Here is a 25,920-nt window from a genome sequence, read left to right as displayed (position 1 = left end):
TTGAGGCTAAAACATGACAATCTTTGCTGCAATATGGTCGCATGCCTTAAAATTCGTTTTCTATTATCCATTATTCATGTCGTATTTATGGATGATTGGCGCGATTATTTTCTATTGGAAAGAACGTCAGGCCCCGCCTTACGATCAACCAGCTCCATTAGAGAGTTATCCAAAAGTCGCTGTGTTAATTCCTTGTTTTAATGAAGGGGATAATGCAGAAGAAACCATTAGCCATGCATTAAAACTGGACTATCCTCATTTTGAAGTCATTGCGATTAATGATGGTAGCTCGGACAATACTGGTGAGGTACTCGACCGTTTAGCAGCACAACATGAAAAACTACGTGTTGTTCATTTGGCGCAAAACCAAGGTAAAGCAATGGGGTTGCAAGCCGGAAGCTTAATGACCGATGCCGAGTTTTTAATTGGTATTGATGGCGATGCTTTACTTGATCCTCATGCAGCAAAGTGGATGATTCGTCATTTTCAGGAAAATCCAACAGTTGCAGCGGTTACGGGTAACCCGCGTATCCGTACTCGCTCAACTTTACTAGGGCGTATTCAGGTCGGTGAGTTTTCTTCGATTGTTGGCATGATTAAACGTGCACAACGTACCTTTGGACGCTTATTTACCGTATCGGGTGTAATTACCGCTTTTCGTAAGAGCGCTGTTCACCAAGTCGATTATTGGTCACCAAATATGTTGACTGAAGATATCGATATTACTTGGAAATTGCAGCGTGCAGGTTGGGACATTCGTTTTGAACCGAATGCCTTAGTCTGGATTTTAATGCCTGAAACTTTAAATGGTTTGTGGAAACAACGTTTACGTTGGGCTATGGGTGGGGCACAGGTATTAATTAAAAATATTGATGTGTTCACTAAGCCAAAATTAAATTTTTTATGGCCATTAATGTTTGAGCTGTGCTTAACCTTAGTTTGGTCATATTTAATGCTCGCGATGGCTTTATTATGGTTGGTACATTTTATTTTACCAGTCCCTGCTTTAGCCGTTGTGAGCTCTCCATTTTTACCGTATGGTAGCGGTATTTTATTGGGGGCGACTTGTCTCATTCAGTTTGCTTTAAGCAAATGGATGGATAGTCGTTATGAACCACATCTAGGAAAAAACTATTTCTGGATGATCTGGTATCCATTGGTCTTTTGGCTAATCACCATCTCGGCAACTATTGTGGCATTTCCGAAAGTTTTAAAACGTGGAGATGAGAAACGTGCGCGTTGGGTGAGCCCGGATCGGGGCATTCGTGGATGAAATGCAAGAGTCATGAGATTTTAAAGATCGTGCTGTATTGATGTCTGGGGAAAACCGCAGCACTTCGTTAGGTAAAGAGAGAAATGAAGACAAATTCGTTGATTATTGATTTACGCCGTCAATTACCATGGCATAAACGCTATGCTTCTACAACAAGCACGGCCATGATGTGGGCGGTTTGGTTGTTGCTGTGGCGTCCATTTGTACTGATCTGGGTATTGGCTGAACTCCAAAAAACACATTTAGTTCACCGTTTGTTTAGTGCCTTTGGTTTGGGCATTGAACATGGCATTACTGCGTTAATTGCTTGTGCAATTTGCTTATTGTTGTGGAGTCATGTGCTGCCTGAGCATCGTGTTGGCGGTAATGCGCTTAAAGCAAAACAGACAGATGATTATGCGCGCTATTTTGATTTACCTGAACATGAAATTGAGCAGGGACGTAGTCAGAAAATTACAGTCGTTCACCATGATGAATTAGGTAAAATCGTTAGAGTTGAATAAAGAAGATTAATGAAAATTAATGAAAAAAGCCCGCATCATGTGGGCTTTTTTTACGCTAATTTCAGTATATCCATAAGTTTTAAACTGTAGAGTGCAGTGCTTGTGCGGGTATTATTTACCTTTGAAAACAGGCGGTCTTTTTTGCAACATGGCAAACACACCTTCTTGAACATCTTCTGTGGTGAGTAAAGGCTGAAGATGACCCTGTAATTGGCTAAAAGCAGTTTCATAACCTTCATTAATGGCTTCGCGAGCAGAGGCGAGAGTCGCTTTTACAGCAAGAGGAGCAGCTTGCGAAACATATTCAGCAAGTTCTATTGCACGGTTGAGCTGAGAGCCTTCTGGGCATATTTCGGTAATCAGGTTCATGTCAAATGCTGCTTTTGCATCGAAAGAGTCACCAGTGAGTAAATAACGCATGGCTTTGGCCCAGCCTGCGGCTTGAGTAAAACGTGCAGTAGCTCCGCCAAAAGGTAAGATGCCACGTTGAACTTCCATTTGAGCAAATTGTGTATTTTCACTCGCAATCGTAATATCTGCGTTAAGAAATAGTTCTATACCAGCGGTATAACAATAACCTTGTACCACTACTATCAAAGGTTTACTGAGCTTTTGGCCGATTGTGCCCCAAGGGTTAATCTCATTTTCACTAAAATCAAAAACACCTGTAGCGAGTTTAGGTTGTAACTCAACTAGGTCTAAACCAGCTGTAAAATGATCGCCATGAGCAAAAATAACCGCGCAGCGCAGGGCATCATTATTTTCATATTCAGTGAGTGCTAGTGATAAGTCTTTGATCATGTGACTATCAAAAGCATTACGTTTTGCTGCCCGATCTAGACCAATTAAAAAAATATGCCCGCGAGTTTCACGGCTGACTTTTCCTTCTTGATTTGACATATTGTCATGCTCTTTATTTGTCTTTAATCATGTTTTAAACAATCATTTAAAAACTAGCAAATATAATTTGTTGATGACTCGATCAGTATTTCTTTTGTCTATGTATTGAAGTAAATCAAATTCATGCGAAAGGACCAATCCTAAGATAACTTTAATTTCCATCATTTATTTAAATTAGCAGTTTGCTTAGCTTTATATTTTTCTCATAATACCTCGTCAAATTGATCTCAATAAGCAGCTGTTTTATGTCACCTCTAGAAATCTTTGCGGTCTTGATTAGCCTGATTGGAGTCGGATTAACGGTAATCCGTAATATGTGGTGTTGGCTGTTTAATTTCTTTGCCTTTGTTTTATATGCGTATTTGTTTTACGAATTTAAGCTATATGGCGAAACGATTTTGCAGTTCTTTTTTATGGTGGTAAATTTTTATGGCTTTTACTACTGGCTTAAAGGAAAGCAGCAAGATCACGATATTCGAATTGAACCGATTGCAGTTCAAACCGCTATCATCCAAATGATTATTGCTGCGGTAGGTGGTTTGCTTTTTGGCTTAATTCTTAAAAACTTTACCGATGCAGCAGTTCCTATGCTCGACTCACAACTTGCCGCATTTAGTTTGCTCGCAACGTATTGGACTAGCCGAAAACATATTGCGACTTGGATACTTTGGGTATTTGTCGATATTATTTATGTCGGGATGTTCATCTATAAAGATTTATTTTTAACAGCTGCGTTATATGCAGCATTTGTTATGATGGCCGCTTATGGTTGGTATCAATGGGAAAAAGTTAAAAAGAAACAGCTTTTAGCCTCAAACCAGCTTTAATTTGGAGAGCGATCATGTTGTTGAGCTTAGAGGTTTATAAACAACAACAGTTTGATCAAATGGCTGCAAAAATAATGGCCAAGCCAAAAGAATATTGTGAATTTAATTCTGTATCTGATTTTTATAACGCTGCATGGCTCAACGGTTTTCCACAAGGTAGCCAGATTTCAGCTACTGGTTTAGATGATGGTGCTGAAGAGTTTTATGCAGTTATTCAGTTTAAACAACAGTATTTGAAATTTGATATTAAAGAAAATAATTCGACAATTATCTTTCAGGATATGAATGGGAATGTTTTAAAAAGTAATTTTTGATTTATAAAATAAAATCTAAAAAAAAGCGACTTAACGTCGCTTTTTTTTAATAAATAAATTTGGAAATTTTATTCGCTGTTTCAACAACTAGGTTTGCGATATCTTCTTTAAATGTTCTTTCATCGTAAGTGGTAATTGGACAACTTACAGAGATAACAGCGACCATTTTACCATTTGACTGTTTAAAAATAGGCGCCGCGCAGGCTGCCATATCGTGATTGTAATGACCCCAGCTCACCATGGTTTTTTGAGTTTTTACGTATGAAAGCCTTTGCAATAACGCTTTTAAATTGGTTGGCGTCAGTTCAGAGAAACTGTCCCAATCGCTAAAATTGCGGTAACGCTGACGTACTTCAGTTTCAGGTAAATCAGATAAAAGCATTTGACCAATCACGGTTGCATGGGCAGGCCAGCGAGTTCCTAAACTAATGTTGCTCGTGAAGGTTCCCATCGACTGGATATTATTTACAAAGACAATATGAGTGCCTTCTAAAATAGAAAGATGTACCGCGAGTTTGGTCTGGTCACGTAGTTCTTTCATTAAAGGTGTCGATAAATCAAGTAATGAAAGTTTAGATAAACTGTTAAAACCAAGTTCCATGACTTTGGAATCGAGAGCATAAGTTTTTTGAGATGCTTTTCTTAAATAACCGCAAGATTCGAGTGTATAAATCAAACGAAATGCACTAGAACGGTTCACTTCTAAAATTTCAGCAATTTCTGTAATGGTCATTTCTTGCGCTTGTTGATTAAATGCTTGCAAGATAGCTAAACCCCGTACAAGTCCGGGAACTAAATATCGGTCATCATTTTTTGTTGTTTCCGATTCGTGCGAATCTTCTTCAATTGCTATGCTCATTCGTGTCATTTTCCTATAAATAAAACATGATTCAATTTGGGGCATGCTGCTTTATTTTATAACTATTGTAATTGTTAAAAATGCATAAAACAATTTTTATATTTAAAACTTTGTTTCCTTCTTGAAACGTAACAAAATATTTAAAAATTAGTAAACTAATGAATTTTATAATTATTTTTACTTTGACAAAAAATGATCAAGGGGATTATGCTTAGCTTGTGTTTTGAAAATCAAATTATGTTTTGTATATAAAACAAAATGAGGACGCAAGGTATGAGTTGGATCTCAGTTTGTCAGCAGGGTGACGTTAGCGAAGATGAGCCGAAAGCCATCGAAATTGAAGGGAAAAAAATAGGCGTATTTTTCGTCGATGAAAATTACTTTGCTATCGAAAATGTTTGCCCTCATGCGTATGCCTTATTAACCGAAGGATTTATCGAAGATCAGACTGTTGAATGTCCATTGCACGAAGCAATTTTTGACATTCAAACAGGTGAGCTAAAAAGTGGGCCAGGGTGTAGAAACCTATGTACGTACCCAGTTCGTGTTGAAGGACAGGATATTCAAATTCAACTCTAGTCCTCACATGTACAAGGAAGCAGAACAATGAAGACATTTAATGAAAAGTTGGCAAGCTGGATTCATGCAACGCCGGCAACCGAAGCAGGTATCAACAATATTCAAATTCCAGGTCAATCTGAATTGTTGGTTTGGCAGACACGTTATAAAGAGCCAACTCTCTATGAACAGGATTTTGTAAAAAACTTGATTCAGGCATTTTCTGCGGGCGCAACAGAGTTAGATGACGTTGTTTCTGCACTTAATCAACAGGGTTTCCGCTGTGAATCTGGTGATGAATGGACTTCTGCAAGCTTTACAGAAGAAATGCAACGTTTAGGTTATTGATTCAGGGAAGAATAAAATGAACGCAATCGTATCAACTTCACAAAGCGCTGAAGAATATTTAGAACTTGGTTTACGTGACCAATGGCATCCGGTTTTGGCAAGTTGGGAAGTCGCTGCTAATCCAGTCGGTATTACCCGTTTAGGCGAAAATATCGTGGTTTGGCGTGATGCCGAAGGTCAGGTTCATGCACTTGAAGATCGCTGTCCACACCGCGGTGCTCGTCTTTCCCTAGGTTGGAACTTGGGTGACCGAGTTGCTTGCTGGTATCACGGTGTTGAAGTTCGTGCTGATGGTGTAGTTGCTGATGTGCCAGCGGTTCATGAATGTCCAATGACCGGCACTAAATGTTTAAAGAACTATCCTGTCATTGAGCAACATGGCGCAATCTTTATCTGGTTTGGTATTGATGCAAATGAACAACCAGCACCGCTTGAGTTCCCAGAGCAACTTGCAAGTGAAGAGTGGAGTGCGTTCCTTTGCCAAGCAGACTGGAAAGTAAACCATCAATACGCGATTGATAATGTGATGGACCCAATGCACGGGACCTATTTACATGCGACATCGCACTCGATGGCAGATGGTGAACGTACTGCAGAGATGAAGCACCGCACGACCGATAATGGCTTTGTTTTTGAAAAAGAAGGTCAAACAGGTGTGAACTTTGACTGGGTTGAATATGGTTCAACAGGTGCAAGCTGGTTACGTCTTTCAATTCCATACCGTAAACAATTTGGCCCAGGTGGTGAATTCTGGATTGTGGGTTATGCAACGCCAATTGATGCCAACAATACTCGCGTATTTTTCTGGCACTGCCGTAAGGTGAGTGGTTGGCAACGTAATGTATGGCGTTTCTTATATCGCAATCACTTAGAACAATTGCATTGGGATGTATTGGAACAAGACCGAATTATTTTAGAAAATCTTGCGCCAAATGCGCGTGAAAAAGAGTTTCTCTATCAACACGATGTTGGTCTTGCACGTTTACGCCGTTTAATGAAAAAAGAAGCTGAGAAGCAATTAAAGAAAATTGCTGCACTAAATGCATCAAACCGTATCGAGATGCAGGAAGAAGCTCATGGCTAATGTAGCGTTGTTGCAAGGCAAAAAAGTTTTAGTGACTGGTGCTGCGCGTGGTTTAGGTAGAGATTTCGCTCAAGCGATTGCCGAGGCAGGTGCTGAAGTTGTGATGGCAGATATTTTGTCTGACTTGGTGCAACAAGAAGCACAGGCGTTACAGCAACAAGGGCTAAACGTTCATGCTGTCACCGTTGACCTTGCCAATGCAGACTCTATTGAAAATGCGGTTGCAAAAAGTGTGGAAGTATTACAAGGACTAGATGGCCTTGTGAACTGTGCGGCACTGGCAACCAATGTCGGTGGAAAAAATATGATTGATTATGATCCTGAACTTTGGGATCGGGTCATGAATATTAATGTGAAAGGCACATGGCTCATCAGTAAGACATGCGTTCCCCATTTAAAGCAATCGGCTGCAGGCAAGATCATTAATGTTGCTTCCGATACAGCACTTTGGGGCGCACCGAACCTGATGGCTTATGTTGCTAGTAAAGGTGCAATTGTTGCCATGACGCGTTCAATGGCAAGAGAGTTGGGACAATCTAATATCTGTGTCAACACATTGTCACCGGGCCTTACTCTGGTTGAAGCAACCGAGTATGTGCCTCAAGAACGTCACGATTTATATGTCAACGGAAGAGCGATTCAACGTCAGCAACTTCCACAAGATTTAAATGGAACAGCATTGTATCTACTGTCGGATTTGTCCTCTTTTGTGACAGGTCAAAATATTCCGGTCAATGGCGGTTTTGTCTTTAACTAAGGAGTAGTCAAATGATTACAGGGATCGAGATTTTAAAGTTTGGAGTTGAAGATAGAGCCGCTTCAAACAAGTTTTTGGCAGATTTTGGTTTAAGCAAAAGTACTTCGGATATTGAAGGCACTGATCTTTACCAAACCCAAAATGGTAGCAAGATTTATCTATTTAATTGTGATGATGAGCGTTTGCCGACTGCTATTGAACAAGGTTCAACTTTACGTGAAGTGACTTGGGGCGTTGATAGTGCTCAAGACCTTGATGACTTGGCAGCTCGTTTGGCCGATGTAGAAGGTTTTAAACGTACTGAAAATACAGTTGAGTGTATTGACCCAAATGGCATGACCATTCGTTTTGAACAAAGTTTTGTTAAAGAAGTACCTGAACTTAAAACGGAAGGTATTAACCAATACGGCAACATTCAACGTGTGAATGCAGCAAGTCCTGTCTATGAAAAAGGTCAACCTGTTGCGATTGGACATGTGGTGTTCTTCACACCGGATTTGGCAACAACTGAAAACTTCTATATTGAAAAAGTAGGTTTCCATTTATCTGATGCTTACAAAAATCGCGGTGCATTCTTACGTTGCCGCGGTGAAGGTTATCACCATGATTTATTCTTGCTCAGTGTTCCAAATAAACCTGCTGGCTTAAATCACGTTGCGTTTGTAGTACGTGATATCCATGAGGTGATTGGGGGCGGTTTAAATATGAATCGTTCGGAGTGGTCAACCTTTATTGGACCAGGACGTCATCCAATTTCTTCTGCTTATTTCTGGTACGTCAACTCACCATTAGGTGGTGCATTTGAATACTACACCAACGATGATTATTTGACAGAAGAATGGCAACCACGTGTAGAAGAACATCGTCTAGAGCTTTTCACTGAATGGGCGATTGAGGGTGGTCTTGATGACACAACCCGCCGTCAGGTGAAGCCTGTTTAACAGGTATTGCTTTACAAGGAAGATGGCTATGGAAAAGATCGTAATTGTAGGTGCCGGACAGGCAGCGGGTTGGGCAGTAAGTACCTTGCGTCAAAATGGGTATGTGGGTGAAATTCACGTGGTTTCAAATGAAGATCAAGTGTTTTATGAACGTCCGCCATTGTCTAAGCAAGTACTTTCAAAAGAAGCAACGTATGAAAGTTTGAATCTGTTCTCTCCTGAACAGGTTCAAGAGTTCAACGTTCAATGGCATAAACCGGAAATTGCGACAAAAGTCGATCGTGAGCAAAAACAGGTTCATTTAGAAAGTGGTCAGGTTTTGCCGTATGACAAATTGCTGATTGCAACTGGAAGCCGTGCGCGTGTACCCGTCAATACATGGCAGTTCATTCCAAATGTTGTGACTTTACGCAATGTGCATGACTGTGAACGTTTGGCTGAAATTTTAAAGAATGCAAAAAATGTCGCTGTGATTGGCGGTGGCTGGATTGGTTTAGAAATTGCTGCAACTGCACGTAAGCAAGGTAAAGATGTTCATATATTTGAATATGGCGATCGTTTATGTGCAAGAAGCGTGAGTCCGGAAGTTTCTGCATTTTTAAAAAATATGCATGAAACTCAAGGTACAAAAATTCATTTAGACAGCAAGAGTCTTCATTTAGTTGAAGCGCCAAATCAAAAAGTTGAAGTGGTGAATCACCCACAAAATAGCCAGTTATTTGACTGTGTCGTAGTAGGTGCAGGCGCTGAGATTGCCAAAGAGTTAGGTGTACATGCTGGTCTCGATGTGAAAGATGGCATTGTAGTGAATTGTTTTGGGCAAACTTCAGATCAAAACATTTATGCCGCAGGTGATGTTGCGATTCATCCGGGCTTGGGTTATTGCATTCAGTCATGGGCAAATGCACAAAATCAGGCGATTGCAGCTGCGAAGTCAATGCTCGGCATTGAAACCGAATATAGCGATATTCCATGGCTTTGGTCAGATCAATATCACTTTAATATCCAGATTTTAGGTACGTATCAACCTGAAAAAACTAAGGAAGTAGTCATTCGCCAAGGTGGGGAAGATCAGGTGAGCTATTTATATCTGGACCATGAAAATCGTTTGCTCAATATGATTGCCATTAATGATTCTAAACTGATCAAACTGGCAAAACGTTGGATGCAAGCCAACACCGTTTTAGATCCAAAACTATTAGCAGATGCTGAATTTAATGTCATGAAGTTAAAACCGTAAACATTAAATCTGGTTCTCATTACCAAATCGAAGGAATGACACATGAGTAATGAAGAAAAAAGTGGATTGAAGCATTGGGTACCTGCTTTTGTCCTTATGGTGTGTGTGGTACTGGCGTTTTTCGACAAGATTAGTATTGCGGTTTTATTTTCAGATCCTCATTTTCAAAGTGCAATGGGAATTGCTGAAGATAAGGCCAAGCTCGGATGGCTCATGACAAGTTTCTTACTTGCTTATGGTTTTTCATCAGTCTTTCTAAGCTTTTTGGGTGACATCTTTAACCCAAAGAAAATGCTGTTCTGGAGCGTAACGTCGTGGGGCGTACTCATGTTCTGTATGGGGTTCACCACCAGTTATTCAGGCATGTTGGTTTTACGTGTACTGCTTGGTTTAGCAGAAGGCCCGTTATTTGCCTTGGCATACACCATTGTTAAGCAGACTTATACGGACCGTCAGCAGGCACGTGCTTCTACCATGTTCTTACTTGGAACACCGATTGGTGCATTCCTTGGGTTCCCGATCACTGCAAATGTTTTAGCTCACCACGACTGGCATACCACTTTTTTTGTGATGGCTGCGCTAACCCTGATTGCGATTTTTAGCATTGTTTTTGGTCTGCGTAACTTGCAGCTCAAGAAAACTGTCGAAATTGAGGGCGAGAGTAAACGCACTAATTTCAAAGGTCACATTGCCAATACTAAATTGCTGCTCAGCAACAGCGCATTCTGGTTGGTTTGTCTCTTTAACATTGCGTTGATGACGTATTTGTGGGGCTTAAACAGCTGGGTTCCTTCTTACCTAATGCAAGACAAAGGATTCAATCTCAAAGAGTTTGGGATGTATTCAAGCTTTCCATTCATTGCCATGTTAATTGGCGAAATTATCGGTGCGTTTTTATCTGACAAGTTAGGCCGCCGCGCAATTCAAGTATTTAGCGGTTTATTACTCGCGGGCATCTTCATGTATGTGATGGTCATTATGACTGAGCCATTATTGATTATTGCTGCCATGTCTTTAAGTGCTATGGCATGGGGTTTTGGAGTAGCAGCTGTATTTGCTCTGCTTGCAAGAGTCACGACCTCAAATGTAGGGGCGACTGCGGGTGGAATATTTAACGGTTTAGGTAATTTTGCAAGTGCAATTGCGCCTGTTCTTATCGGTTACATCGTGATGCAAACACACAGTTTTAATTTAGGAATTACCTTCTTGGCTGCTGTCGCTGTCATTGGGTCGTTGTTCTTGGTTCCTCTTTTAAAACGTTATTAATTCACTGTATAGGAGTTTAAAAAATGACTACACAACAATTCGAATCGTGGGCACAACCAGAGGGTGCTTCTTTAGAAGATTGGTTAAACACACGTATTGCTCGCTTTGAGACACGTAAATACGATTTCGATGCTTTGAAGTTCCAAGCAGATTACGACCCGAAATATCGCCGTGCACAAATGCGTTACATGGGTACGGGTGCAACAGGTGTTGCAAATGACGGTAACACCGTTCCAGCAGAAAACTTCACGTTTTCAACCATGGTTCTACCACCACAGTGTGAAGGTCCTTTGCACATTCACCACGATGTTGAAGAAGTTTTCTTTATGCTTCGCGGCGAAATTGATTTGTTCATTGAGCACAACGGCGAAAAATTTGAAACCCGTTTAAAAGAGCGTGATCTGATTTCAATTCCACCGGGAATTTACCGTGGTCTGTTTAACCCAGGTCAAGAAGATGCCTTGATGTGTGTGATGTTAGGAACAGGTAAACCAACCATTCCGAACTATCCACCAGAGCATCCATTGTCTCAAATCAAACGTTAATTGTTTGATGAAGTGAATGAAGGAAAGAATTGAAAATGATGACACTCATTGAAAAGTTAGCAGAATTTCCGGTGAAAACCGTTACTGTTCAAGGCCAACAGCAAGCCTATCGGGAAGCCGGTCAGGGTGAGTACCTTGTGCTGTTGCATGGCATTAGTTCAGGTTCTGCTTCATGGGTAAACCAACTTGAAGTGCTGTCTCATCATTTTCATGTCATTGCCTGGGACGCACCGGGCTATGGCAAATCAGATGAACTTTTAACTGATCAGCCCAATGCTACTGACTACGCAAAGCGTTTGGCAGCATTGTTAGATGTTTTAAAAATTGAAAAAGCAATTGTGGTCGGACACTCATTAGGTGCCTTACAGGCCAGTGCATTTGCTGCACTTTACCCAGAGCGAGTGGAACATTTAGTTGTTGCTAACTTGGCACAAGGCTATCAACGCCACGATGAACAAACACAAATTCAGGTTTTTGAAAAAAGACCAAAAATGTTGAAAGAACTCGGTGCTAAAGGAATGGCTGAAAGCCGTGGACCTCATTTGATTTATAAACAAGAGCCACAAGCCTTAGCTTTAGTTTCAGAGGTGATGCAGCAGTTGACTCTAAAAGGTTTCACCCATGCATCGTACTTACTGGCATATGACGAAATACGTAATTACTTAACCCATTTAAAAGTCCCATGCACAGTCATTGCAGGGCAGCAAGATCAAATCACTCCTGCGTTAGGTATACAAGAGCTTGCTCAGGAATTGCAGTTGGAACAGCGCTTCGTCATAGAAGATGCAGGACATTTAAGTTATGTCGACCAACCGCAAGCATTTAACCAAATTATGTTGACGATTCAGGAACAATCGTAAGAGAGATTAAGGATTATGAGCTTCCAAGTTGAAGGAAAAGTTGCAGTTGTTACCGGTGGCTCATCTGGGATTGGGCTGGCTGCTGTTGAAATACTGGTTGCAGAGGGTGCAAAAGTTGCTTGGTGTGGTCGCGATGAAGAACGTTTAAATGCTTCAAAGCACTATATTTTAGAAAAATATCCGCATGCCAATATTTTTACTAAAGCATGCAATGTATTGAAAAAAGAAGAAGTTCAGCAATTTGCCAAAGACGTCAAACTCAATTTGGGCAATGTGGACATGCTCATTAACAATGCTGGGCAAGGTCGTGTTTCAAATTTTGAAAACACACAAGATGAAGACTGGATGAAAGAAATTGAGCTGAAATATTTCAGTGTTTTACATCCGGTACGGGCTTTTCTCGACGACTTAAAACAATCGGCAAATGCCTCTATTACCAATGTGAACTCGTTACTGGCATTGCAACCTGAACCGCACATGATTGCAACTTCATCTGCACGTGCTGCGCTGTTGAATTTAACCCATTCGTTGGCACATGAGTTTACTCAATATGGCGTTCGCGTGAACTCGATTTTACTCGGAATGGTCGAATCTGCACAGTGGAAACGCCGTTATGAAACCCGTTCAGATTTAAATCTGTCATGGGAAGAATGGACCGGCAATATCGCAAAAAACCGCGGTATTCCAATGCAGCGTTTAGGCCGTCCAGAAGAGCCTGCACGTGCTTTAGTTTTCTTGGCATCACCATTGGCATCTTACACCACAGGTTCGGCAATAGATGTCTCGGGTGGTTTTAACAAACATTTATAAATATCAGGTGCTGTCATGAAAAAGTTGATGATGATTGGTTTCGGCGCAATGGCAGCAGAAGTGTATGCCCATTTGCCCCAAGATCTGCAACTCAAATGGATTGTTGTGCCATCTCGCAGTATTGAAAAAGTGCAATCACAAGTTTCTTCAGAGATTCAGGTGATTTCAGATATTGAGCAATGTGATGGTACGCCAGACTATGTCATTGAAGTGGCAGGGCAAGCAGCAGGGAAAGAGCATGCTCAAAAAGTTTTGGCGAAAGGCTGGACTATAGGTCTGATCTCGGTGGGTACTTTGGCTGATAGTGAGTTTCTGATTCAGCTTAAACAAACTGCCGAAAAAAATGATGCACATCTGCATTTACTTGCAGGGGCAATTGCAGGCATTGATGGTATTTCTGCGGCCAAAGAAGGTGGTTTGCAAAAAGTCACTTACAAAGGCTGCAAAAGTCCAAAAAGCTGGAAGGGCAGTTATGCAGAGCAATTGGTCGATCTAGACCATGTTGTTGAAGCTACAGTCTTTTTTACAGGAACTGCCCGTGAAGCTGCGACCAAATTTCCAGCGAATGCCAACGTTGCAGCAACCATTGCACTTGCAGGGCTTGGAATGGATGAAACCATGGTTGAGTTAACTGTTGATCCAACCATCAACAAAAACAAACACACCATTGTGGCAGAAGGTGGTTTTGGGCAAATGACCATTGAACTGGTTGGCGTGCCGTTACCAAGTAACCCAAAAACATCAACTTTGGCTGCGCTTAGCGTGATTCGTGCTTGTCGCAACAGTGTAGAAGCAATACAGATTTAAGAAGGATTTGATCATGGCAAAGGAAATTTATATTGCAGGTGAATGGCGATTAGGCCGTGGTGCAGTCATTCAAAGCCTGTTTCCGGCAGATCAGTCGGTAAACGCTGAGCTTTCAACAGCAACGCTTGAAGATGTAAATGAAGCAATTGAAAAAGCGGATCAGGCTTGGCGTCAACCGAGCTGGAGAAACAGTTTGCCGCATGAGCGCGCACGTATTCTCTACAAAGTTGCAGACATTATTGAAGCGCGTGTAGATGAGTTAGCAAAATTACAAACACGTGATAATGGTAAGCCTTTAACCGAAACTCGTGGCTTGGTGATGAGCGCGGCGGCAACTGCACGTTATGTTGCTGCGGCATGTGAAACATTGAACGATGAGCTCACCACTCAACGTGCTCCAGACTTTATGACCATGAGCGTGCATGAACCTGTGGGCGTTGTAGCAGCCATTACCCCTTGGAACTCTCCAATTGCAAGTGAAGTTCAAAAGCTTGCTCCAGCTTTGGCAGCAGGAAATGCCGTGGTGTTAAAACCAGCTGAAGCGACTTCACTGATTGCTTTAGAGCTTGCCAAAATTTTTGAAGAAGCAGGTTTACCAAAAGGCTTACTCAGCGTGCTAGTTGGGCGCGGTTCTGTGATTGGTGATGCAATTGCTCAGCACCCATTGGTTCGTAAAATTTCTTTTACAGGTGGAACAACCACGGGGCGTCATTTGGCACACATTGCCGCTGACAAACTGATTACTACTTCGCTTGAGTTAGGTGGTAAGTCACCAACCATCGTTCTGCCGGATGCAGATGTCGAACTGGCAGCTAAAGGTGTGGCGTACGGAATTTTTAGCTCGGCAGGCCAAGCGTGTATCGCAGGTTCTCGCTTGTTTATTCATAGTAGTCTTTACGATCAGTTTTTAACGCGTTTGGTTGAAATTACCAAAGGCTTACGTGTGGGCCATCCAGAACAAGCTGGTGTGCATTTAGGTCCACTGGTCAATGACAAACATTTGCAGTCAGTTGACCGTTATGTGCAGCTTGCTAAAAGCGAAGGTGGTCAGGTTCTAATTGGTGGTGAAGCGCTTACGGCTGGGGACTATGCCAAAGGAAGCTATTACTTACCCACCATTATCACGGGCTTAAATAACAGTGCTCAAACCTGTCAGGAAGAAATTTTTGGCCCTGTTTTAGTCGTTATGAAATATGACAACGAGCAAGATTTAATTGCCCAAGCCAATGACAGTTGTTTTGGCCTTGCTGCAGGTATCTGGACTGAAAGCTATCGCAAAGCTTGGCGTATTGCACGTGCCTTAGAAGTGGGAACGGTATGGATTAATACCTACAAAAAATTCTCGATTAGTGCGCCGTTTGGTGGCTTTAAAGACAGTGGAATCGGACGCGAAAAAGGCCGTTTGGGCATTTTATCGTACATGCAACAAAAGAGTATTTATATGGGGCTGAATGAACAGCCTAACCCTTGGTGCGATTAATAAATTCAAGGACTGAAAACAAATTTTGAGGAATAGACATGACTGAACGTGTAAATGTAGGCGAAGCAATCGCAAGAGTTTTAGAAGCGCACCAAGTTGATAGTATTTATGGTGTTATTTCCATCCACAATTTACCTATTGCCGATGCGGTAGGGCGCCGTGAAAAAATGCGCTTTGTCGCAGCCCGTGGTGAAGCGGGTGCGGTCACCATGGCAGATGCACACTCACGCTTTAAAGGCCTAGGGGTAGCGTTAACAAGTACGGGTGCTGGTGCAGGTAATGCAGTGGGTTCACTGATTGAAGCAATGAATGCGGGTAGCCCTGTATTGCATTTAACAGGTCAAGTTGAGCGTGAATATCTCGACCGTGATGCAAGTTTCATCCATGAAACTAAAGACCAACTTACATTCTTGCGCGCATCAAGCAAAGCGGCGTTCCGTATTACCAGCCCAGACAATGCTGTTGGTGTGATTCGTGAAGCCATCCGTGTAGCAACCACAGTTCCAATGGGTCCGGTTAGTGTTGAGCTGCCGATTGATGTGCAGGCGGCAGAAATTGATTTGCCACTTAACTTAGGGCCAGTCAAAGCACTTGAGTTACCACAGGCAGAGCAAGCAGAAATTGATCTTCTTGTAAGCGAAATCAAAAAAGCAAAACGTCCGATTTTCTGGATTGGCGGTGGAACTTTAAATAGCGTTGCCGAAGTTAAAGCAATTGCAGATTTAGGTATTCCGGTTGTTTCATCTACACATGGCCGTGGGGTGTTGGCAGATGATCATCCACGTAGTTTGGGTGCTTTCCATAACTCAGCAGGTGTTGAGCAGTTATTAAAAGATGCTGACTTAATGGTTGTGGTGGGTTCTCGTTTACGTAGTAATGAAACTAAAACTTATTCGGTTGAATTCCCTGAAAACATTATTCAGGTGGATGCCAACCCAGTGGCTCAGCAACGTAATTACAAAATCCGCAACTTCATTTGTGGCGATGCCAAAGATGTCTTAACACGTGTGTTAGAGCAGCTTCAAGGAACTTCAAAAGTTGATGCCGATTACGATGCTGCTGTAGTGGCTGCTAAACAGGCTGCAATTGATGCACTGCGTAAACAAATCGATCAGTACGCATTAATTTGTGATCACTTGCGCGCAGCTTTACCTCAAGACGGCATTTTTGTACGTGACATCACCATGTCGGGTAGTACATGGGGCAGTCGTTTATTCCCTGTACAAGCACCAAACCAAAACATCCACTCACTCGCGGGTGCAATTGGTTTAGGCCTTGCAACAGCAATCGGTGCTTCAGTTGCTAACCCTGATAAAAAAGTAATTGGTTTAGTCGGCGATGGCGGCTTAATGTTGGGTATTGGTGAAATTGCAACTATGGTGCAAGAAAACACCAACATGGTCTTAATGATTATGAATGATGGTGGTTATGGCGTAATGCGTGGCATTCAAAATAACTACTTTGGTGGTCGTCAGTATTTCAATGAATTGCATACACCTGATTACAAACTTCTTGGCGAATCAATGGGTGTGAAGAGCTGGAAAGTGGGTAGTGCAGATGAGTTTAAAACGGTTATTCAAGAGGCTGTCGCTTTTGAAGGACCAACTGTGATCGAGCTCGATATGAATTCGATTGGACCATTAAACTTCGCGGGTCCACCGCAAAAGAAACTGTATTAACCAGTTTGGATGGTTTAGTACATATGCGATGGGAGCTGCTAAGCCATCCTTTTTTTAGATAAATTTTTTTATCTAAAAAACAATAAAAACGAAGTTTTACAGGTAAAACAAATAAAGTTCCAGCAGGACGCTGGAACTCAATCAAGGATGTAGAGATGAAAAAGACTTCATTGATCATGGCATTCATTGCACCGCTTACGCTGGGGGTAAGCGTCAATGCATTTGCAAAAGATTCATTGCTTGAATGGAAAAGTGATGACGGCACCGACTCATTAAAGTTAGGTGGGGTGGTTCGGTTAAATCAACGTTATGAAGATTGGGAAGGGCCAAACCGTGGTTTTGGAAAACTTCATTTTGATATTTTCAGGGTAGACCTCAAAGGTAAATTTGATGATGCCTACATCAATGCCAGTTATATGTTTCAAGACCAACAGAAAACGTCCATTGAAAAAGCATATGTTGGCTATAACTTAGATGCCAATAACAGCATTGAAGCAGGTCTAGTTTATAAACCTTTTACGATTTATCCTTATCCGCAAAATGGTTGGACCTACCACATCCCATTCTTTTTAGGTTATGGCAACAATATTGCGCCAGGGATTAACTGGAATTATCACGACAAAGATTGGGATGTAAAACTCGGTTATTACCCGCAGATGTTAGAGACGAACCTGCGCTACTCACCAGAAAGTGCAACTTATGATGACTTGGCAGGAAATGCATTTCCATCTCAAAAAGCCTATCAAAATGAAAAGCGCAATCAGGTGAATACCCGCATTGTTCGCAAGTTAGAAACTGATTTCGGTAAGCAAGAGTTTGGCGTGTCGGGGGCAATTGCCCAGCTTCATAATGATATTACCGATAAAGACGGTAAATATTATGCAGTCGGTTTGCATACTGAAAATAACTATAAGCGCTTTAACTTACAAAGTTCGCTCATCCACTATCAATACGATGCTAAAAATCCAGATGGTGTAAATAGTGATATGACTTTGATGGGGGCAAATGGTCTTACGCCAGCTTATTTCATTGCTTCGGAAGGGACGATTGCCAGTTTAAACCTTGCCTATACGTTGCCTGTGACCAATATGGGCAAGCTAAAAGCCATTAAGTTTTATAATGACTATAGTTATCTCGATAAAAAACGTGATGATTGGTCAGATTCGCAAATGAATACCACAGGAATGATGTTTATTGCTTCACCATTTATGGTTTGGGCAGATTATACGTGGGGTAAAAACTCCAACATTATTGGTGGCTCGACCAACTCAACGGGTTATACCTCTGCTACGTCGCCAAACAGTGATAAATGGCTATACCGTATTAATTTTAATATTGGCTTTACTTTCTAAAGTAAGCAGCAATAAAAAACCACGCAATCGGCGTGGTTTTTTATTTAATAAGTTAAAGCGTTTAATACCTGTTTTTTTCAAACTTATTCCAAAACACAAAGGCAGTCACAAAGGCCAAAATGGTTAGCGCGAAAATATAATACATCGCACCAATATCACTATATTGACTGAGCCAATGCACTAAAGGCAGGGTCATACCGCCAACAATTGCATATGACAAATTATAAGAAAATGAAATGCCCGAGAAACGCACAGGCGCGGGGAACATTTTAACCATACTGCTCGACACCATGCCGACAGTACCAGAGCATAGGCCCAACAGCATATATAAACCAAAAATAGTTGAATGTGCGGCATGCCCCAAACTGTTATAAAAAACTGCTGCTGTGAGTGCTACGGCAAGCGCACCGAACATCATGACTTTGCCACAGCCAAAACGGTCAGCAAAATAGCCTGCCAAAATACAGCCAAGCATTTGCATAACAATCGCAGCACTTTGCATTTCAAAAGTCTGTGCGCGCTCAAAGCCAAACGTACCAGTTAATAAATTTGGCATGGCTAAAATCACCACCACCACACATCCCGTTAAAAACCATGTAAATAACATGCCAATTGCAACGGCTGTTTTATGCGTTTTTAAGACTTGTTTTACAGGCATTTCTTTAGAAATTTCTTTACGAGCCTGCATGGCTTTAAACACAGGCGTTTCTTTTAAATAAGTTCGTAAATAAAGTGCAACCAGACCAAAAATACCACCTGCAATGAAAGGAATACGCCATGCCCAGTCATGGATTTGTCCTTCACTAAAATTCAGTGAAATCCATAAAGACATGAGCGCGCCTAGTAAAATTCCTAAAGACAGCCCAGCGGTGAGTAACCCATTTGCCAGTCCGATTTTTCTTTCAGGTACATGTTCAGACACAAAGGTCCATGCGGCTGGAATTTCCCCCCCAATTGCAATCCCTTGTACTACACGCATGAGTAATAAAAGTAGCGGTGCCAAATACCCAATATTTTCAAAAGTTGGCAAAATCCCGATAAACAAGGTAGGCAGTGCCATCAGCAAAATAGAAAGCGAAAATAGTTTTTTACGCCCAACCAAATCACCAAAATGGGCCATAACAACCCCACCCAAAGGCCTAAAAAAATAACCTGCTGCAAAAATGCCGTAAGTATTGAGCATGGCCCAAAACGGACTAAGTGTGCTGGGGAAAAAGAGGTCGGAAATGATTTTGGCGTAAAACACATAAATCACAAAATCATAAAACTCTAAAGCTCCACCCAATGAAGAAAGGGCGAGGGTTCGTTTATCTTCTTTATTAAGATAGTTCGCATCCTGCAAAGTTAATTCCTGATCCATTTTTTACTTAATTGTTGTAATTGAAGTTTGGATATTAATGGAAAAGTGAAGTAAAAGTAAATGGAGGAAATTTGTTCTATATAGCAACGTCGATTGAACTTGCTCAGATCAAAAAGCTTTCAAACAAAAAATGCTTTAGATAAAACAAAAACAGATGTAGGAATGACTTTTCTTTTGGCTTGTTCAGCGACACAATAAAACTTGTTATAGCCAGTTTAATGAGAGAGTCAAAGGATGAGTGTAGTTTTACCTGTCGCGAAGCGTGGCGAAGATATTTTAAAACTAATTGCTGCTCCCGTCTCGGCAAATGAGTTAAACAGTAATTGGCTTTATCAGCTTGCTGACGCTATGCATGCAACAATGCTTGAGCGTAATGGAGTAGGGATTGCTGCACCGCAAGTTTACATCTCTAAACGCGTCATTATTGTGGCATCTCGACCAAATCCACGCTATCCCGATGCACCTGAAATGGAAGCGGTAGTCATGGTGAATCCTGAGATATTAGAGTTCTCAAACGAAGTTTGTTTAGGTGAAGAAGGCTGCTTAAGCGTGCCAGACGAACGTGGACAAGTTGAACGCGCAGAAATGGTGAAGGTTAAATATTCAACACTTCAGGGCGAGACGGTGGAAACGATTTTTCATGGTTTTCCTGCTCGTATCGTTCAACATGAGGTCGATCATTTAAATGGGATATTGTTTGTAGAAAGAATAAGCTAATCTTTAGTTTAAAGTTTTGAAAAACCTATAATGAGCTTGAAAAGGATAAGTCATCGGAATTACAATACTTATAGCGTGATATTTAAATCATTACAAAAGATATAATTTTAATATTATCAGCAGGTTGTGCTGAAATTTTGCGCGATGTTGTAAATCTCCTCATTTAAGGTTACTGACCATGCAAACCCCTCTCCCAGATTATTTGGCAAATGTTATAGAAGCCTGTGACATCGATAACAGCGGTCATCTCGCCGATTATATTCCTGAGTTGGCAAATGCAAACCCAAATCGATTAGCTTTAGCAATGTCTACGGTAGATGGTGAAATTTATTCGGTCGGCGATGATGATGTTGAATTCACCATACAATCGATTTCTAAACCATTCGTATATGCTTATGTTTTACAACAGCTTGGCATTGATGCGGTACTTGCGAAAGTAGGAGTAGAGCCTTCAGGGGAAGCGTTCAATGAAATTTCACTGGGTAAAGATGGTCGTCCAAAAAACCCGATGATTAACTCTGGCGCAATTACTGTACATTCCTTGATTCAGGTCAAGCATGGTTTACATAGCGCAGAAATTCTACGCCGTTTTATGAGCGAGCTTGCTGGTCGTGAATTAAGTTTTGATGAGTCTGTTTATGATTCGGAAGTCAAAACAGCCTACCGTAATCTTTCGATCGGTTATATGTTGCGCACGGTGGGGATTTTGGAAACTGACCCTGTCGATATTGTGAATGGTTACATTCGTCAATGTGCGATCATGGTTACAGTTAAAGACTTGGTACGTATGGGCAGTGTACTTGCCAATGGTGGGGTCGATCCTAGAACTGGAAAGCGCCTATTGAATCGATCTGTAGTTAGACAAGTCCTCAGTGTCATGATGAGCTGTGGTATGTACGATGCAGCGGGTGACTGGCTTTCAACTGTAGGTATTCCTGCTAAAAGTGGTGTAGCAGGCGGTATCTTGGGTGTGCTACCGGGGCAGGTCAGTATTGCTGCTTTTTCACCTCGACTAGATGAGCATGGTCATAGTGTTCGAGGTATCGATATTTTAGAACGATTATCTCGTGATATGGGATTACATCTCATGGAAGGTACACCTTCTGCCCAGACCATTGTACAAAGTCATTACCGCACAGGAAAAGATGCATCGTTAAGTGTGTATGTGCTTCGGGGCGTATTGAAATTTACCGAGGCTGAAATGTTATTGCGTATTTTACAAGACGAGACAACTGACCAAAGCACAATCGTGATTGATTTAACCCAGATTTCACTTATCCACGATGTGGGTAAACGTATGTTTTTAGAAGGCGTAGATCGTCTGATTGATGACGGCCATACTCTAGTTTTAGTCGACCCTGAACAGCGCTTAGATCATGCCAGAACTGGTAAAGATCGAGAACTGCATGTCTATCATGATTTCGATGATTTGCTCGAAAAGCATGACCTACCTGCAAAAAAAAAGACTTATAGCGACATCGCGGCACTTCTAAACTGCTGAGGTGTTTTTCCTAGATGTCGCTTAAACATTGCACTGAACGCGCTGGGGTTTGTATACCCCAGTGATTCTGAAATTTGAGCAATAGATTCACCATTCGCGATTTTACTCAAGGCAAGTGCAATATGCATTTGCTGTACCCATGCCCGATAAGACAGCCCAGTTTCTTTTTGGAACATACGCATTAAAGTTCTAGAGCTCGTACCAATATCATCAGCCCAATCTGTTAAATCTTTTGAATGGTCAGGAATATGTAATAACTCTTGGCAAATTTTTAAGAGTCTTTTGTCTTTAGGCCACGGAATCTGAATAGACAACAAATTAGCGCGATGGATTTCTTCAAAAATCAAAATTTGTAAAGAACGGGAAAGCTCTTGAGAGGTCGCTGTATTTGGAGTGTCCTCTCGTTCAATTTCATTTAAACGAATCAAAAGCTCATGTAACAGGTTACTGACTCGAATAATAAAGCAATGTTGTCCCATTAAAGCTGCTGCATTTACTTCAACCAATGCCGTATTTAACTTAACGTGACTCAGTGAAATCACGCTGTGCTCTACATGTGCTGGAATCCATAATGCACACATGGGTGGCACAATCCACACATGATTAGGTGTAAACACCTGAATGTTGCCAGTGGACGCATATAAAAACTGCGCACGTGTATGTGTATGGGTAGGAGTGATTTCTCGGTAAGAATGCTCGGAAGATAGTCCAATCACCAGTTCAGATAAATCAGACTGAATAAGAGAATCGGACATAAACTATCCTAAAAATTGTCACTTATACGATGATTATTGGAAGATAACTTTATAAGCGACAATTTACAATAAGCATCTCATTTAAAAATATTGGAGTTTTTCAGGTATGACGTCTTCAATACAATTGAAAGATGGTATTGCCAATACCGTTGCAAATGATCAGCCTCAAGGAATGATTATTAAAATTGTAGGCGCCGTGGCAGTCGCACATTTACTGAATGATTTAATTCAGGCGGTGCTACCAGCCATCTATCCAATGCTAAAAGCAAACTTTTCGCTGAGTTTTGCTCAAGTCGGCCTGATTTCGTTTGTATATCAAATTACAGGTTCACTGCTACAGCCTTGGATTGGACTTTATACCGATAAACATCCAAAACCATATCTACTTCCAGTCGGAATGGTCGTCACATTCTGCGGCATTATCTTGTTAGCATTTTCACCAAGTTTTGCTGTGTTGTTATGTGCATCTGCACTGATTGGGGTAGGGTCTGCAACCTTTCATCCAGAAGCTTCACGTGTGGCACGAATGGCATCGGGTGGGCGCTTTGGTACAGCTCAGTCGACTTTCCAAGTAGGCGGAAACACAGGTACTGCCATTGGTCCATTATTAGCAGCTTTACTCATTGTCCCATTTGGACAGCATGCAGTTGCCGGCTTAGTGATATTTGCACTTTTGGCGATTTGGGTTTTATTTGGGGTAAGCCGTTGGACTGTGAGCCATGCTAAAAATCAGGTAGCTGCACGTGCAACTCAAGCACATACTAAATTGCATGGTCGTAAGCTCATTATTGCTTTGAGCACAATTAGTGTATTGATGTTTGCCAAATTCACCTACATTGCCAGCATTAGTAACTACTTTACTTTTTACTTAATTCAAAAGTTCCATATCAGTATTCAAACAGCTCAATTGCATTTGTTTGCCTTCTTGGCAGCCGTTGCTTTAGGTACATTTGCAGGTGGCCCAATTGGTGACAAAATTGGCCGTAAAGCGGTTATTTGGGTTTCATTTGTTGGTATGGCACCGTTTGCATTAATGATGCCGTTTGCAAACCTATTTTGGACAACAGTTTTCTCAATTATTGCAGGTTTAGTGTTGTCATCGGCTTTTGCTGCAATGGTAGTTTACGCACAAGAAGCTGTTCCGGGCCGTGTGGGTATGATTGCAGGTTTAATGTTTGGTCTGATGTTTGGGGTAAGTGGTATTGCCGCAGCTGGGTTAGGACATTTAGCCGATATTAACGGCATTGAATGGGTATTTGGTTTATGTTCATTGTTGCCATTACTTGGTTTTGCAACTGCATTTTTACCCAACACAAAAGTAAAATAAATGAAAAGACTCTCAGCCATATTTAGCTGAGAGTCTTTTTAATATGAACATAGCCTCATTAGAAAGACTATTTTTGAACACCAAACTTAAATACGGTGACACTGTTATAAGTTTGATTTGGGTTTAAACGTGTAGAAGGGAAAGCTGATTGATTCGGGCTATCTGGAAAATGCTGTGTTTCTAATGCTAGCGCATCTGCTTGTCGATAGAGTACGCCATTTGCACCAGTAACATTTCCGAGTAAATGATTGGCTGTATACATTTGAACGCTTGGTTCAGTGGTTAAAACCTGCATGGTTCGTTTAGATTTTGGGTCAACCACAATAGCTGCAAGATTGAGTTTCCCTTGAGACTTTTGATTAATTACCCAAGTTTGGTCATAGCCATATCCATAGGCCAATTGCTGATTATTCGCTCGAATATCTTTTACGATTGCTTTAGGTGTCCGAAAATCAAAAGGTGTACCTGCAACCGAAGCTATTTCACCTGTGGGTAAAGAGTTTTGATCGGTTACTAATATACGGTCTGCATTGAGTTGTACCACATGATCTAGTACACCATAAGGATTATTGCCAGCGCCTGATAAGTTGAAATAACTGTGGTTGGTGAGATTGACGACTGTCGGTTGATCAGTTTTGGCTTTATATTCGATCTGGAATTCATTTTGATCTGAAAGACTGTAGATCACTTCTACATCTAATTTTCCGGGAAAACCTTGATCACCATTTGGACTGGTTAACTTAAGAGAAGCTTTAACAGTTTCACCTTTAGAAATGAGGGGTTTAACTTGCCAAACACGTTTATCAAAACCGGGATTACCGCTATGTAATGAATTCGGCCCATTATTTTTTTCAAGGTTATACGTTTTTCCATCTAAGTTAAATTTAGCATTACCAATACGGTTCGCATAACGACCAATTAATCCGCCAAAATGAATGCCTTCCTTGGTATCAGTGACTTCATAACCTTTTAGATCATCAAAGCCCAAAACAATATTATTTTGTTTACCTTGTGCATCGGGAGTCAAAATCTGTGTAATTACACCACCGAAGCTAATAAAAGATACCGAGACTCCTTTGTTATTGCTCATGGTGTATAAATCAACTTTTTGACCGTCTTGAGTCGTACCATATGGTTTTACATTTAATGTGGCTGCATTGGTAAGTTGTGCAAAGCTATAAATCGTAATACCTAAAATTACTAATTTTTTCATGTTTATACTCTATTTTTTAATCGTAGGATTGGATGAATATAAGATTGATTTTTCATCTTTTTAAAGAGGTTTTTATTATAGATAGTGTTAATGATGCTTAGTGCCATTAACTCTAAATATTGAACAAACTTGCACAATTTAAGGTTATAAAGAAATTAATCTTATGAGTAAAACTCAACGGTAAGCTATTTTTATGATTCATCCCGACTCGGTTTTAAAATTTTCGCTTGGTCTAAATAGTCTCTCGTTTGATTTAGATAGCCAACACCTTCACCTTGAGCAGGGCTTAGGTTTTATTAATTCAAAAAGTATTAGCAATGGTGTTATTGATGAGCTTGCGATTGAAAAGATGATTTATTTTATTGAAGAAATCATCGAGTCAAAGCCACTCAGAAATCTAAAGATAAGTGGTGTAGCTGTTACGTCTGATGCAGCCATGACACAACTGAGTCAGTTATTTTTTAATGCTAAAAAGCAAATCAGCCGTACTGAGCTTGAGCATGGATTTAATGGTTTTATTGAACGTTTAAGTTACTACACGAATCAAATAGCCCCAGATCAGCTTTATATTTTTACCTACTTTGTATTTGTTCGAGAGATGATGCATCACTTACGAGTTGAGGAAATTCAAATCATTTAATAAT

27 protein-coding genes are annotated in these 25,920 nt (G+C 41.0%); 22 read left to right on the top strand and 5 right to left on the bottom strand.

Annotation, left to right across the window (positions count from 1 at the left end; genetic code table 11):
* Positions 1 to 13: 13 nt before the first annotated feature.
* Both pgaC and pgaD read left to right on the top strand, forming a co-directional pair.
* Positions 14 to 1,273, top strand: a complete 1,260-nt coding sequence (gene pgaC / locus J655_RS13530; RefSeq protein ID WP_002117710.1) for a poly-beta-1,6-N-acetyl-D-glucosamine synthase — start codon at positions 14 to 16, stop codon at positions 1,271 to 1,273.
* 83 nt (positions 1,274 to 1,356) lie between these two features.
* The gene (gene pgaD / locus J655_RS13525) at positions 1,357 to 1,776 is read left to right on the top strand and encodes a poly-beta-1,6-N-acetyl-D-glucosamine biosynthesis protein PgaD (protein ID WP_002117522.1); all 420 of its coding nucleotides are present in this window, start codon (positions 1,357 to 1,359) and stop codon (positions 1,774 to 1,776) included.
* A gap of 111 nt (positions 1,777 to 1,887) precedes the next feature.
* Here the strand turns inward: pgaD and J655_RS13520 are convergent, their stop codons facing one another.
* Positions 1,888 to 2,676 (bottom strand): crotonase/enoyl-CoA hydratase family protein, encoded by a 789-nt coding sequence (locus J655_RS13520; RefSeq protein ID WP_032052487.1) that lies wholly within the window; start codon positions 2,674 to 2,676, stop codon positions 1,888 to 1,890.
* Positions 2,677 to 2,921: 245 nt separating this feature from the next.
* On the opposite strand from J655_RS13520, the gene pnuC reads away from it, so the two are divergent.
* Both pnuC and J655_RS13510 read left to right on the top strand, forming a co-directional pair.
* Positions 2,922 to 3,503 (top strand): nicotinamide riboside transporter PnuC, encoded by a 582-nt coding sequence (gene pnuC, locus J655_RS13515; RefSeq protein WP_005803027.1) that lies wholly within the window; start codon positions 2,922 to 2,924, stop codon positions 3,501 to 3,503.
* 14 nt (positions 3,504 to 3,517) lie between these two features.
* The gene (locus tag J655_RS13510; protein WP_005803025.1) at positions 3,518 to 3,817 is read left to right on the top strand and encodes a hypothetical protein; all 300 of its coding nucleotides are present in this window, start codon (positions 3,518 to 3,520) and stop codon (positions 3,815 to 3,817) included.
* Positions 3,818 to 3,863: 46 nt separating this feature from the next.
* On the opposite strand, the gene J655_RS13505 is transcribed toward J655_RS13510, so the two are convergent.
* Complete coding sequence (locus J655_RS13505) at positions 3,864 to 4,676, bottom strand: IclR family transcriptional regulator (RefSeq protein WP_005803024.1); 813 nt, start codon at positions 4,674 to 4,676, stop codon at positions 3,864 to 3,866.
* A gap of 273 nt (positions 4,677 to 4,949) precedes the next feature.
* On the opposite strand from J655_RS13505, the gene J655_RS13500 reads away from it, so the two are divergent.
* The 14 genes from J655_RS13500 to J655_RS13435 all read left to right on the top strand — a co-directional run bounded on the left by J655_RS13500 (position 4,950) and on the right by J655_RS13435 (position 18,403).
* Positions 4,950 to 5,255: a non-heme iron oxygenase ferredoxin subunit gene (locus J655_RS13500; protein ID WP_002117586.1), complete on the top strand. Its 306-nt coding sequence runs from the start codon at positions 4,950 to 4,952 to the stop codon at positions 5,253 to 5,255.
* Positions 5,256 to 5,282: 27 nt separating this feature from the next.
* A complete protein-coding gene (locus J655_RS13495; RefSeq protein WP_005070730.1) occupies positions 5,283 to 5,582 on the top strand; it encodes a recombinase-like helix-turn-helix domain-containing protein in 300 nt (99 codons plus the stop codon).
* 16 nt (positions 5,583 to 5,598) lie between these two features.
* Positions 5,599 to 6,666 carry an aromatic ring-hydroxylating oxygenase subunit alpha gene (locus J655_RS13490; protein ID WP_032052486.1) on the top strand — a complete coding sequence of 356 codons (1,068 nt, stop codon included), beginning with the start codon at positions 5,599 to 5,601 and terminating at the stop codon, positions 6,664 to 6,666.
* Positions 6,659 to 7,423, top strand: a complete 765-nt coding sequence (locus J655_RS13485) for an SDR family oxidoreductase (protein ID WP_005803020.1) — start codon at positions 6,659 to 6,661, stop codon at positions 7,421 to 7,423. Before J655_RS13490 ends, J655_RS13485 begins: the two co-directional genes overlap by 8 nt.
* Positions 7,424 to 7,434: 11 nt before the next feature.
* On the top strand, positions 7,435 to 8,364 hold the full coding sequence (locus J655_RS13480; RefSeq protein WP_005803019.1) for a VOC family protein: 930 nt from the start codon (positions 7,435 to 7,437) through the stop codon (positions 8,362 to 8,364).
* A 28-nt stretch (positions 8,365 to 8,392) separates the two neighbouring features.
* Complete coding sequence (locus J655_RS13475; protein WP_005803017.1) at positions 8,393 to 9,604, top strand: NAD(P)/FAD-dependent oxidoreductase; 1,212 nt, start codon at positions 8,393 to 8,395, stop codon at positions 9,602 to 9,604.
* 42 nt (positions 9,605 to 9,646) lie between these two features.
* On the top strand, positions 9,647 to 10,870 hold the full coding sequence (locus tag J655_RS13470) for an MFS transporter (protein WP_005803015.1): 1,224 nt from the start codon (positions 9,647 to 9,649) through the stop codon (positions 10,868 to 10,870).
* A 23-nt stretch (positions 10,871 to 10,893) separates the two neighbouring features.
* Positions 10,894 to 11,415 (top strand): cupin domain-containing protein, encoded by a 522-nt coding sequence (locus tag J655_RS13465; protein WP_002117566.1) that lies wholly within the window; start codon positions 10,894 to 10,896, stop codon positions 11,413 to 11,415.
* Between the two features lie 35 nt (positions 11,416 to 11,450).
* Positions 11,451 to 12,275: an alpha/beta fold hydrolase gene (locus J655_RS13460; protein WP_005803013.1), complete on the top strand. Its 825-nt coding sequence runs from the start codon at positions 11,451 to 11,453 to the stop codon at positions 12,273 to 12,275.
* Between the two features lie 15 nt (positions 12,276 to 12,290).
* Complete coding sequence (locus J655_RS13455; protein ID WP_005803011.1) at positions 12,291 to 13,085, top strand: SDR family oxidoreductase; 795 nt, start codon at positions 12,291 to 12,293, stop codon at positions 13,083 to 13,085.
* Between the two features lie 15 nt (positions 13,086 to 13,100).
* Positions 13,101 to 13,892 (top strand): aspartate dehydrogenase, encoded by a 792-nt coding sequence (locus J655_RS13450; protein WP_032052485.1) that lies wholly within the window; start codon positions 13,101 to 13,103, stop codon positions 13,890 to 13,892.
* A gap of 13 nt (positions 13,893 to 13,905) precedes the next feature.
* Entirely contained in the window at positions 13,906 to 15,372 is a 1,467-nt protein-coding gene (locus tag J655_RS13445) for an aldehyde dehydrogenase (RefSeq protein ID WP_005803007.1), read from the top strand.
* Between the two features lie 38 nt (positions 15,373 to 15,410).
* Positions 15,411 to 17,051, top strand: a complete 1,641-nt coding sequence (locus tag J655_RS13440; RefSeq protein ID WP_016141928.1) for a thiamine pyrophosphate-binding protein — start codon at positions 15,411 to 15,413, stop codon at positions 17,049 to 17,051.
* A 155-nt stretch (positions 17,052 to 17,206) separates the two neighbouring features.
* Entirely contained in the window at positions 17,207 to 18,403 is a 1,197-nt protein-coding gene (locus J655_RS13435) for a hypothetical protein (protein ID WP_032005862.1), read from the top strand.
* Between the two features lie 61 nt (positions 18,404 to 18,464).
* Here J655_RS13435 and J655_RS13430 read toward each other — a convergent pair whose 3' ends face one another.
* Positions 18,465 to 19,763 (bottom strand): MFS transporter, encoded by a 1,299-nt coding sequence (locus J655_RS13430; RefSeq protein ID WP_032005863.1) that lies wholly within the window; start codon positions 19,761 to 19,763, stop codon positions 18,465 to 18,467.
* A gap of 234 nt (positions 19,764 to 19,997) precedes the next feature.
* Between J655_RS13430 and def the strand changes: the two genes are divergently transcribed.
* Together def and J655_RS13420 are read left to right on the top strand one after the other, a co-directional pair.
* Positions 19,998 to 20,480 (top strand): peptide deformylase, encoded by a 483-nt coding sequence (gene def / locus J655_RS13425; protein ID WP_032005865.1) that lies wholly within the window; start codon positions 19,998 to 20,000, stop codon positions 20,478 to 20,480.
* A 178-nt stretch (positions 20,481 to 20,658) separates the two neighbouring features.
* A complete protein-coding gene (locus tag J655_RS13420) occupies positions 20,659 to 21,981 on the top strand; it encodes a glutaminase (RefSeq protein ID WP_002060167.1) in 1,323 nt (440 codons plus the stop codon).
* On the opposite strand, the gene J655_RS13415 is transcribed toward J655_RS13420, so the two are convergent.
* Complete coding sequence (locus J655_RS13415) at positions 21,948 to 22,736, bottom strand: AraC family transcriptional regulator (protein WP_032005868.1); 789 nt, start codon at positions 22,734 to 22,736, stop codon at positions 21,948 to 21,950. The two genes, J655_RS13420 and J655_RS13415, sit on opposite strands and share 34 nt — an antisense overlap.
* Before the next feature lie 106 nt (positions 22,737 to 22,842).
* Between J655_RS13415 and J655_RS13410 the strand changes: the two genes are divergently transcribed.
* A complete protein-coding gene (locus J655_RS13410; protein WP_005802996.1) occupies positions 22,843 to 24,063 on the top strand; it encodes an MFS transporter in 1,221 nt (406 codons plus the stop codon).
* Between the two features lie 67 nt (positions 24,064 to 24,130).
* Here J655_RS13410 and J655_RS13405 read toward each other — a convergent pair whose 3' ends face one another.
* Entirely contained in the window at positions 24,131 to 25,276 is a 1,146-nt protein-coding gene (locus J655_RS13405) for an aldose epimerase family protein (RefSeq protein WP_032005870.1), read from the bottom strand.
* A gap of 193 nt (positions 25,277 to 25,469) precedes the next feature.
* On the opposite strand from J655_RS13405, the gene J655_RS13400 reads away from it, so the two are divergent.
* Positions 25,470 to 25,916, top strand: a complete 447-nt coding sequence (locus J655_RS13400; protein WP_005802993.1) for a hypothetical protein — start codon at positions 25,470 to 25,472, stop codon at positions 25,914 to 25,916.
* The last annotated feature ends 4 nt before the right edge of the window (positions 25,917 to 25,920 follow it).

Origin of the sequence: Acinetobacter sp. 1294243, from assembly GCF_000588015.1 — a bacterium.
Taxonomy (GTDB): Bacteria; Pseudomonadota; Gammaproteobacteria; order Pseudomonadales; family Moraxellaceae; genus Acinetobacter; species Acinetobacter pittii.
The sequence above is the reverse complement of the archived record's forward strand: the minus strand, read 5'-3'. Positions and strand labels throughout refer to the sequence as shown.